10 protein-coding genes and 1 riboswitch are annotated in these 9103 nt (G+C 31.2%); of the genes, 9 read left to right on the top strand and 1 reads right to left on the bottom strand.

Going from position 1 to position 9103, the window contains the following annotated elements:
- The first annotated feature begins 2007 nt into the window (after positions 1-2007).
- A complete protein-coding gene (locus tag HXZ69_RS14720; protein WP_280050365.1) occupies positions 2008-2355 on the top strand; it encodes a helix-turn-helix domain-containing protein in 348 nt (115 codons plus the stop codon).
- Between the two features lie 21 nt (positions 2356-2376).
- Here HXZ69_RS14720 and HXZ69_RS14715 read toward each other — a convergent pair whose 3' ends face one another.
- Positions 2377-3216: a tyrosine-type recombinase/integrase gene (locus HXZ69_RS14715; protein ID WP_286496412.1), complete on the bottom strand. Its 840-nt coding sequence runs from the start codon at positions 3214-3216 to the stop codon at positions 2377-2379.
- A 322-nt stretch (positions 3217-3538) separates the two neighbouring features.
- On the opposite strand from HXZ69_RS14715, the gene lnu(H) reads away from it, so the two are divergent.
- From lnu(H) to HXZ69_RS14675, 8 genes are all read left to right on the top strand, one after another.
- Positions 3539-4309, top strand: coding sequence for a lincosamide nucleotidyltransferase Lnu(H) (gene lnu(H), locus HXZ69_RS14710; protein WP_064964663.1), 771 nt, complete (start codon positions 3539-3541; stop codon positions 4307-4309).
- A 214-nt stretch (positions 4310-4523) separates the two neighbouring features.
- Positions 4524-5021 (top strand): hypothetical protein, encoded by a 498-nt coding sequence (locus HXZ69_RS14705; RefSeq protein ID WP_286496411.1) that lies wholly within the window; start codon positions 4524-4526, stop codon positions 5019-5021.
- A 222-nt stretch (positions 5022-5243) separates the two neighbouring features.
- Positions 5244-5825: a hypothetical protein gene (locus HXZ69_RS14700; protein ID WP_286496410.1), complete on the top strand. Its 582-nt coding sequence runs from the start codon at positions 5244-5246 to the stop codon at positions 5823-5825.
- A 288-nt stretch (positions 5826-6113) separates the two neighbouring features.
- Positions 6114-6180: riboswitch (Fluoride riboswitch) on the top strand.
- Between the two features lie 27 nt (positions 6181-6207).
- Positions 6208-7515 carry a voltage-gated chloride channel family protein gene (locus HXZ69_RS14695; RefSeq protein WP_286496409.1) on the top strand — a complete coding sequence of 436 codons (1308 nt, stop codon included), beginning with the start codon at positions 6208-6210 and terminating at the stop codon, positions 7513-7515.
- A 1-nt stretch (position 7516) separates the two neighbouring features.
- The gene (locus HXZ69_RS14690; RefSeq protein ID WP_286496407.1) at positions 7517-7876 is read left to right on the top strand and encodes a DUF190 domain-containing protein; all 360 of its coding nucleotides are present in this window, start codon (positions 7517-7519) and stop codon (positions 7874-7876) included.
- Positions 7870-8439 (top strand): phosphatase PAP2 family protein, encoded by a 570-nt coding sequence (locus tag HXZ69_RS14685; protein WP_286496405.1) that lies wholly within the window; start codon positions 7870-7872, stop codon positions 8437-8439. Before HXZ69_RS14690 ends, HXZ69_RS14685 begins: the two co-directional genes overlap by 7 nt.
- Positions 8439-8861 (top strand): EamA family transporter, encoded by a 423-nt coding sequence (locus HXZ69_RS14680; protein WP_286496404.1) that lies wholly within the window; start codon positions 8439-8441, stop codon positions 8859-8861. The genes HXZ69_RS14685 and HXZ69_RS14680 overlap by 1 nt, the downstream gene beginning before the upstream one ends.
- Before the next feature lie 24 nt (positions 8862-8885).
- Positions 8886-9103 (top strand): hypothetical protein (locus tag HXZ69_RS14675; RefSeq protein WP_286496403.1); only part of this gene is annotated, 218 nt, incomplete at its 3' end.

The raw sequence follows: 9103 nt of genomic DNA, 5'->3' as shown, positions 1-9103 counted from the left end.
TTCGTTCAAACACCTCAACTTTTTTATTCCAATAATTTAGAGTTGAATTGCATTTCGATCCTAAATCGTCGGATTTTTAACTCTTTTTTCAATACTCAAATCCTTTTTTAAAACGGGCACTGAGGCATTCGAAGTGCAGAACCGTATCCAATATGTCATTTCGGGGTATTGAGAAATCTTTCTATCACTTTTTTATTCATAGCATATCTATTTTAATTATAGGTATTCACATGCCCTTCGGGGAAGAGAGCAAAAAAGTAATCAAAAAACTCTTGGCCGTAAACCTCTCTACTCAAAATGTTTTCACTCCACTAAAGATTAAAAAAAACTATGGGCTAAAATCTTTTTAACGTTGTACTCAAACATTTTCTTAACGTGAGAGTTTTAATGCCAGTTTCTTAATCCTTTTTTAATATTCAAATTCGTTATCACTTTTAACAACGGATTTTAGAGTCGACATACGATTTGCAGACGAGCTTCAATCCATTGAAACAAGCGTAAAAAAGATTAGTGAGCGTATGCGAAACATTTAATCTTTTTAGTGCGTGAAATGGGAATTGAACGTCGAAAATCGCGGTCTTGATTTTTTTTGTTCGTTTTTTCATCAAGGAAAAAACGAATGTAAAATACTTTCTATCACTTTTTTATGAGCAAAAAAGTAATCAAAAAACTCTTGTCCGTAAACCTCTCTACTAAAAATGTTTTCACTCCACTAAAGATTAAAAAAAAACTATGGGCTAAAATCTTTTTAACGTTGCACTCAAACATTTTCTTAACGTGAGAGTTTTAATGCCAGTTTCTTAATCCTTTTTTAATATTCAAATTCGTTATCACTTTTAACAACGGATTTTAGAGTCGACATACGATTTGCAGACGAGCTTCAATCCATTGAAACAAGCGTAAAAAAGATTAGTGAGCGTATGCGAAACATTTAATCTTTTTAGTGCGTGAAATGGGAATTGAACGTCGAAAATCGCGGTCTTGATTTTTTTTGTTCTTTTTTTTATCAAGGAAAAAACGAATGTAAAATACTTTCTATCACTTTTTTATTCATAGCATATCTATTTTAATTATAGGTATTCATATGCTCTTCGGGGAAGAGAGCAAAAAAGTAATCAAAAAACTCTTGTCTTTGATTTTCGACGCTCAAAATAAGTTTCAGCCATTGAATGTTTTAAATCATTTGCTACGCAAATAGTAAAACATTTTAACCATTTTCTTCAACTTTTTGACACTCGCCTCCAAATCATATGACATTTTTTTAATCCTTTTTCAAATACATAATACATTCTACTTTTTACATAGTACAACTCTAAAATCTCAATTCTCATATCTAACATCTAATCTGTACATCATACATTTAACTCATTACTTATAACTCATTACTTACAACTTAAATCAGGTAGTAGCCCCAATAAATTTGGAAAATGATATGAAAGGATTTACTTTTAATGTGCGAAAAAAAGAGTATAACCTAACTGTCAAAGTCTCATTACCGAGGCTCAGATAGAGAGCGAGTAAAGAAAGGGGAACCTTTTCTTTACGTTCCGTTAAATGTTATAAAACGGAGAATTGTTCTTTAAAAGAATGGTTAAAACGAACAGACTTTGTCTGGTGGTTTTTTACGGATGAATGGAATTTGTTTCGTTCTCATTTTGTGTTGGGTTTTATGGAACGATGTTTCTCGTGTATGAAGATATACTAGCAAAAAAAAGCAAGGCGGCTTCACACTTTAGAGTCAAGGGCGACCAAACCCTACTTATAAAACTTTCGATTTAATAAGTCACTATCTAAAGCATATGTGAAAACCGCCCATGCCGTATACGAAAGTACAAAACTTTTGAGACATGGAGCGATTTCACGATACTCTCGATAGTAAAATTGGTCGTTTTGACTCGAGATTCATCGTTTAATTATGACTATTAAAAGTCTAATTATCAATTCGCTTATACAAATATAATAATATTATTTCAATATCCAACAAGTTGGATAAAAAACTTTTATTAAATGAAGAAATTATTTGATTTTGAAACTACTCAATTTGACTTTGACTTGATAAATCACGTGAAAAATCTTAGGAAGGAACATGGATTTACTAAAGATGAACTCAGTTTAAAAATGGGGGTTGCTAAATCTTTTGTTGGGAATGTAGAATCTGCTACACAGAGACACAAATACTCAACCCGTCACATCACTCTTTTAGCAAAAGCATTCGGGTACAAAAATATTGGTGAGTTATTAAACTTTCCAATTCCACAATACGACAGAATTAAAGTTACGGTAGAACAGACTTATAATGAGGCAGGCACTAAAGTATTGAAAAGTGAAGTGGTGAAGGTTGTTGAGATAAAATAATATGTTATATTTTACAAATTATCACAAAAAATCTAAAGGACTTGGTGTAGATTTTTTATCAATATCTGTAATGTGCGTATAAATCATGGTAGTTCTAATGTCGTTATGACCTAATAATTCTTGAACTACACGTACATCAATTCCACTTTTTATAAGATGAGTAGCATATGAATGTCTTAAAGTATGTACGCTGCCTTTTGATAAAACACCAGCTTTACTCATAGCATTTTTTAAAATTAATTGGACGCTTCTTTCGCTGTATTGATTCCCTTTAGCCCCTTCAAACAAAAAGTCTTTAGGTTGATAAACCTTATAGTATTCTCTCAATAATAACAAAAGTTTATCTGGCAAAGCTACTATTCGATCTTTGTTACCTTTACTTTGACGAATAAGAAGTAAATCACTTTCCGATTTTATATCTGCAATTTTTAAATTTATCAATTCGCTTAGTCGCAATCCACAGCTATAGATTATGGTAAGAATAGCTTTATGTTTTAAATTTTCTGTTGCATTTAATAAATTTCGTACTTCTTCTTGAGAAAAGAAAGTTGGTAATTTATTAACTTTTCGTTTTGGATAAAGATAATTTAATTCAATTTTCTGATTTTCAACTAATTCAAATACTTTTTTAATTGCTCCAACCAAAGAACGTTGATAGGAAACACTGATATTTTCTTGAATTACTTTTGTATTGATAAACAATTCGATTTCTGAAATAGGAATTTCATCTAATCTATTGTATTTTTCCATCTGTTCTAAGAAAACTTGGGTGTAACCACAATACGATTTTATGGTATTGTTTGCATATCGTTGTAATTTTAATCGATTTTGCAACGTTTTTAGAATTGTTTCGCTATCCATACATTCATTATTACATTTTACATCAAATTACTTCGTGATACATGAATTTTATTTTAGTAAGTGTCTAATTTACAAAAAAATAATTATATTTGTTTTTAATTTTACGAAATGCAGATATAGGTGATTTTTTACGAAACAAAAGCTAGATCAGTTTCGTGAAAAAACAATGTTGGCGGTAATTTTACCAAACAGAATGTTGAACATAAAAAAGTATAATCCGATGAAGCTATAAGTAACTGTCCAAAATAAACAACGTAAAACTTTTTCATTGCTTTCAAAAAGTAGTGAAAATTTCTATTATCAACATTTAAAAATTAGAAAAATGACACAGTTACAAATGATTGACAAAACAAAATATATAGCTCAACAAGACGAAAATGTTTCCGCCGTTTTTATGTATGGTTCATTTACCAAAAACGAAGGAGACAAATATTCTGACATCGAATTTTACATCTTCTTGAAAAATAAAGAAAATTTCTCGACAGAAAAATGGGTAAATCAAATTCATCCTTTGGCTTTATATTTTACAAACGAATATGGAAGTGAAGTTGCTATTTTCGAGAATATGGTCAGAGGAGAATTCCATTTTTTAAAAACGGAGGAAATTGAAATTATCAAATCTTGGGACGGAATTGTTGAATTTAGCGATTTTGACCAAATGAACCTAACCGACAAAGATGGACTTTTAACGAAAACGCTTAATCAAATCAAAACGAAATCGCCCGAAAGAATAACAAATGAAAATATTTTGTGGTTAAGCCAATCATTACTGAATGTTGTACTGACAACAAGCAACTTGATTAAACGAGAAGAATTTGCTCACGCTCATCACAGTTTATCAAATGTGCAGAAATACTTGCTTTGGCTTATAAGAGCAAGAACAAGCAAAACGCAACATTGGGAAAGTCCGACTAAAAGTCTCGAAAAGGACATTGACACGATTTGGTATTCAGAGTATAAAAAAGTAACATCAGATTTAAATCCCAAAAACATCGTTTTGGCTTTTGAGAACTCATTAAATTTATCGGAAAAACTATTTGATGAACTAAATATTGAACCCAAACTGAAAGAAATCCTACACAAAATAAGATAAAAAAACTACCGCCAACATCGGTTTTGCAAAAGAGCGGGTTAAGTGGTTAATTCAAGGTTTGTGCATTTAATCCGCAAAACCATTTTTTATTTGCTTTTAAAATGTAAATTAGCAAATAGAAAAAATGGTTTTGCTTAAGTTAGTTCAAAATTGAAAGTTTAGTCTTTCTAATCCGCTCCTTCGCAAAGCCGTCAAACGTTAGCTGCAATACGATATGAATGACCGCACAACAAGATTACAGCAAAAATTTTGGGAAATAGAGAGAAATAAAAAATCTGAAATTTTTTCAAAATTTTTATTAGAAGAAATTGGCAAAAATTATTTTGAAATACTTGCTTTTGATTTCTCCGATAATTTTATTAAAAATGCGGAAAAGTACCCGCAAAATAAATATGAGAGAAATCTTTTTCAACAAATTGAATTGAATAAAGAAAAAGAAGTCGTAAATTATTTAAACGAATTTTTTGAACAAATTGGAAATAATTTTGTTTTTATATTTTCCTACCACTATAATTTTGGCTTAACTAAAATGCAAAAAATAGAAGTTATAGAAAACTGGCAAAGATTACTTGAATTTGATGGTGATGAAATAATGATTTTTAATCCTGAAAACGGAAAATTCATAAGTATTGAACTAACAGAAGAGTTTATGATTAATAAAGAGGAAAAAGGGCGAATTAAATTTTACGAATTAACACCTTCTGAAAGATAATTCGTACTGCAGCTAACATAGTATTTGCGAAAAAACGGGCTGAAGGCTAACTTTTTTGTCAATATTTTCCGCTCGCAAAATTGCTTTTCTTAAAACTTTAATCTAATTTAGTTTCAGCCAAGCAATTTGCTTGAACGGACGAACTTGAACTTTCGTTCAACTTCTCTCCCGTTCTTCGCAAATACTCGGCTCGTTATCTGCAACACTATAAAAAAACCGCAAATGAAAGGGAAACATATACTATCAATTATTTTTTCAATTTTCACAATATTGACTTTTGGTCAGCAAAAAAACAAATATTACAATAACAAGATTGGTTGGGAAATTTCTTTTCCTGAAAGTTTTAAGGATATGAATTTGAATAAGCAACCTGTTCAAATCGTTGTGGCTAAAAACACAGTTGAACAAAATCCAAAAATCTCTAAAGCAAAAAATGAAACAGAAGAAATTAAATATCAAGGATTAAATTACAACTTCTTTTATGCAATAATTGAAAATAACCAAGAAGATATTGACTTAAAGAAAAAAGCTGAAGAACAGAATAAATCTTTGATTGACGCCTTAAAAATTTCAAATCCACAAACAAAATTCGACACAAAATATTCAACCGAAAAAATAGATAATATAAAATTTTATAAATCATATTTAACTATGGACTTGGGAAATAATATTTCTCAACATTTTATAGTATATTTTGCTAAAATTAAAGATTTTTACGCCAATTTTTCGATAGTTTATGCAAATGAAAACGAGGAAACGAAAGAAATAATAAAAGCGTTCAAAGATTCAAAATTCGAGAATTAAAAGTGCTGCAGATAACATGGGTTTTGCAAGATGCGGGATTGAAGGAAATCTCAGAAACATTCCATAAAATACCCGCAAAAAACTTTTCCATTTTTTAGTTTTTTCGTAATTTTAAAAAATGGAAAAAGTTTTTGCTAGCGTTCGGTTCTCCTCTCCACTTCCAGTTGCAGTAGCCCGCACCTCGCAAAGCCCTTTTCCGTTATGTGCAACCCTACCAAACCGACCGCTAACAAAAAAACCGACAATCATCAGATTGAAAAATGAAAATAAAATTATATCTTTGCGACAGACAAAAAAGGAAATGGTGTTCTTCCTTACCCAACCGCTTTAAAGAGCTGATGACGCCTGATTAATTAAGTATAACAATTTAATCAGGATAATTATGTCTAAAAATAAACAAAAGTCTATCAGCGAAAAGTTAGTTTTTCAAATTAAACTCTTTTTCAGAAAATATCCTTCACTTCCGTATATTCTTAAATGGACATTAATTTGTTCTTTTATTGGCGTTTTAATTGGTTCTGCTTCGGCTGGATTTTTACAATCCTTGAATTGGGCAACCGATTTTAGAGAAAATAATTTGTGGCTCATTGCCTTACTGCCAATTGGCGGTTTTCTTATTGGTTTACTTTATTTTTATTTTGGCAAAGATGCCGAAGCTGGAAATAATTTACTCATCGACACTATTCACGAACCCAAACAAGTTATTCCGTTCCGAATGGCACCGTTTGTTTACATTGGTACAATTGCTACCCATTTTTTTGGTGGTTCGGCAGGACGTGAAGGCACCGCTTTACAAATGGCAGGTTCTATTGCTGACCAATTCAGCAAACCGTTTAAACTTTCGGCATCTGACAGAAAAATTTTAATTATATCAGCAGTTGCTGGCGGTTTTGGTTCTGTGTTTGGAACACCGCTTGCAGGTGCAGTTTTTGCGATAGAATTTTTCCTCATCGGTCGTATTCGATATAATGCTTTATTCCCTGCATTCATAACCGCTATAATTGCCGACATTGTAACAAAACTTTGGCAAACTCCACACACACATTATCACATCAATTCAATTCCCGATATTTCTTTTCTCAATATTATTTATGCAATTGTTGCTGGAATATTCTTTGGCTTTTGTGCTTCAACTTTTAGCAAAGTCATTCATAAGACAGGTAATATTTTCAAGTCAAATATTTTGTATCCACCATTAAGACCTTTTGTGGGTGGTATTATCGTAGCTTTATTTGTTCTAATTTTAGGAACAACAAAATATATTGGTTTAGGTATTCCTACAATCGTTCAATCTTTTGACCAACAATTACCAGCGTATGATTTTGCTATAAAAATGATTTTAACAATCATCACGCTTTCGGCAGGATTTAAAGGCGGAGAAGTTACACCATTGTTTTTTATTGGAGCAACATTAGGAAATGCTTTAAGCCTTTTTATTCCTTTACCAACAGGACTTTTAGCAGGAATGGGATTTGTAGCTGTGTTTGCAGGTGCAACCAACACACCTATTGCGTGTAGCATAATGGCAATTGAACTGTTTGGTGCGGAATGTGGTGTTTATGTTTCTATTGCTTGTGTGGTTTCTTATTTGCTTTCAGGGCATAACAGTATTTACGGAAGGCAAATGATTGGAGAAGCCAAGCATCAACGATACGCAAATCACGAAGGGAAACGATTAAATGAACTTTAAAATGAATATTATGGATAACAACATATCAGTATTAAGAATATATTTTCGCTATGGACAAAAAGCACAAAATCAAAGCTTTTCGCAAAAATTTTGGAACAACAATTTAGGACAAAAATTGCTAAAAAAAGCAAAAGAAATGAATATTGAACAAGCCAATATTTTCACAGCAAAAGCTGGATATTTAAACAATGAAAAAATAAATTTCAATATTTCAGAAATTCCACCAAGCAAAAACCCTGTTTGTTTAGAACTTATAGACCAACACGAAAAACTGAAATCGTTTATTGAACAAAACCAAGAAAATCTAAAAGAAGTGAAAATAATTGTGCTTAACTCTAATAATGAAATAATAAAATGTTAGAACAATTAAAAAATATAGATACCGAATTGTTCCTTTTTCTTAACGGAAAACACAACACTTTTTTTGACCCAATTATGTATTGGGCAAGTGATAAACTATTTTGGTTGCCATTTTATTTATTTATTGCAATTGTTATTATTTGTGAATACAAAAAGAGAAGTGTTTACGTATTTACTACTATTGCTTTATTAATTACACTTTGTGACCAGACTGCTTCTCATCTAATTAAAAATTTAGTAAAAAGATTACGACCATCACACGAAGCATCATTACAAAACCTTATACATTTAAGTGAAGCAGGCAAAGGAGGGCAATATGGCTTTATTTCTTCCCACTCAGCAAACGCTTTTGGATTAGCCACATTTCTTATTTTGCTTTTACCATCAAAATACAATTGGTTAAAATTGGTCTTAATTTTTTGGGCGTTTTTGGTTGCGTATAGCAGAATTTACAATGGTGTTCATTATCCGTCTGATGTAATTGTAGCAATGTTGTTGGGTATTGCATACGGCTTTTTGATGCGATTTGTACTTTTAAAAATTAAACCTTTCAAACAGCTATAATGAAATTATATCAAATTTTCGCAATAATATCAATGATATTTGCAGGTTTAACATCGGTAATAGCAAAGGCAGGTTTAAAAAATGTAGCTTCCGATACAGGTTTGGCAGTGAGAACATCATTTGTGTTCTTTTTAATCTGGCTCAATATTTTAGTATTCAACAACACTAAAGATTTTGCAAACCTTACCAAACGAGATATTGTATTACTTGCAGTATCAGGATTTACAACGACTATTTCTTGGATATTTTATTATAGAGCAATGAAAGTTGGTAATGTTTCAGAAATTGCATTAATAGACAAAGGAAGCATAATAATAACATTAGCACTATCTTTCTTTTTTCTAAACGAACAATTCACTTGGAAAATTGCAGTTGGTGGACTTTTAATTATTGCAGGAATACTCATTTTGACAATAAAATAAAGTACGAAAAGAAATAATAACAAAATGACAAAAAAAGGGCAGCACATAACAGCAGTTTGGCAAAATGGCGGGTTTAGTGCTAAATTCAACGGCAATACTTCGATTGAACTTTTGTGCAAAACTGAACAATTGTGCTTCGATTTCCGCCACTTCGCCAAGCTGCAAAACGTTGTACGACATAGTAAAACCGAACCAAACAAAATGAAAGTCAGAGAAGAAAAGTTAAGAACAATTATAGAATG

Origin of the sequence: Empedobacter sp. R132-2 (assembly GCF_030324375.1) — a bacterium.
Taxonomy (GTDB): domain Bacteria; phylum Bacteroidota; class Bacteroidia; order Flavobacteriales; family Weeksellaceae; genus Empedobacter; species Empedobacter falsenii_B.
The sequence above is the reverse complement of the archived record's forward strand: the minus strand, read 5'-3'. Positions and strand labels throughout refer to the sequence as shown.

Coding starts and splice junctions, on each gene's coding strand:
- HXZ69_RS14720 (WP_280050365.1), top strand. CDS start 2,008: ATGAAGAAATTATTTGATTTTGAAACTACTCAATTTGACTTTGACTTG.
- HXZ69_RS14715 (WP_286496412.1), bottom strand. CDS start 3,216: ATGGATAGCGAAACAATTCTAAAAACGTTGCAAAATCGATTAAAATTA.
- HXZ69_RS14705 (WP_286496411.1), top strand. CDS start 4,524: ATGAATGACCGCACAACAAGATTACAGCAAAAATTTTGGGAAATAGAG.
- HXZ69_RS14700 (WP_286496410.1), top strand. CDS start 5,244: ATGAAAGGGAAACATATACTATCAATTATTTTTTCAATTTTCACAATA.
- HXZ69_RS14695 (WP_286496409.1), top strand. CDS start 6,208: ATGTCTAAAAATAAACAAAAGTCTATCAGCGAAAAGTTAGTTTTTCAA.
- HXZ69_RS14690 (WP_286496407.1), top strand. CDS start 7,517: ATGAATATTATGGATAACAACATATCAGTATTAAGAATATATTTTCGC.
- HXZ69_RS14685 (WP_286496405.1), top strand. CDS start 7,870: ATGTTAGAACAATTAAAAAATATAGATACCGAATTGTTCCTTTTTCTT.
- HXZ69_RS14680 (WP_286496404.1), top strand. CDS start 8,439: ATGAAATTATATCAAATTTTCGCAATAATATCAATGATATTTGCAGGT.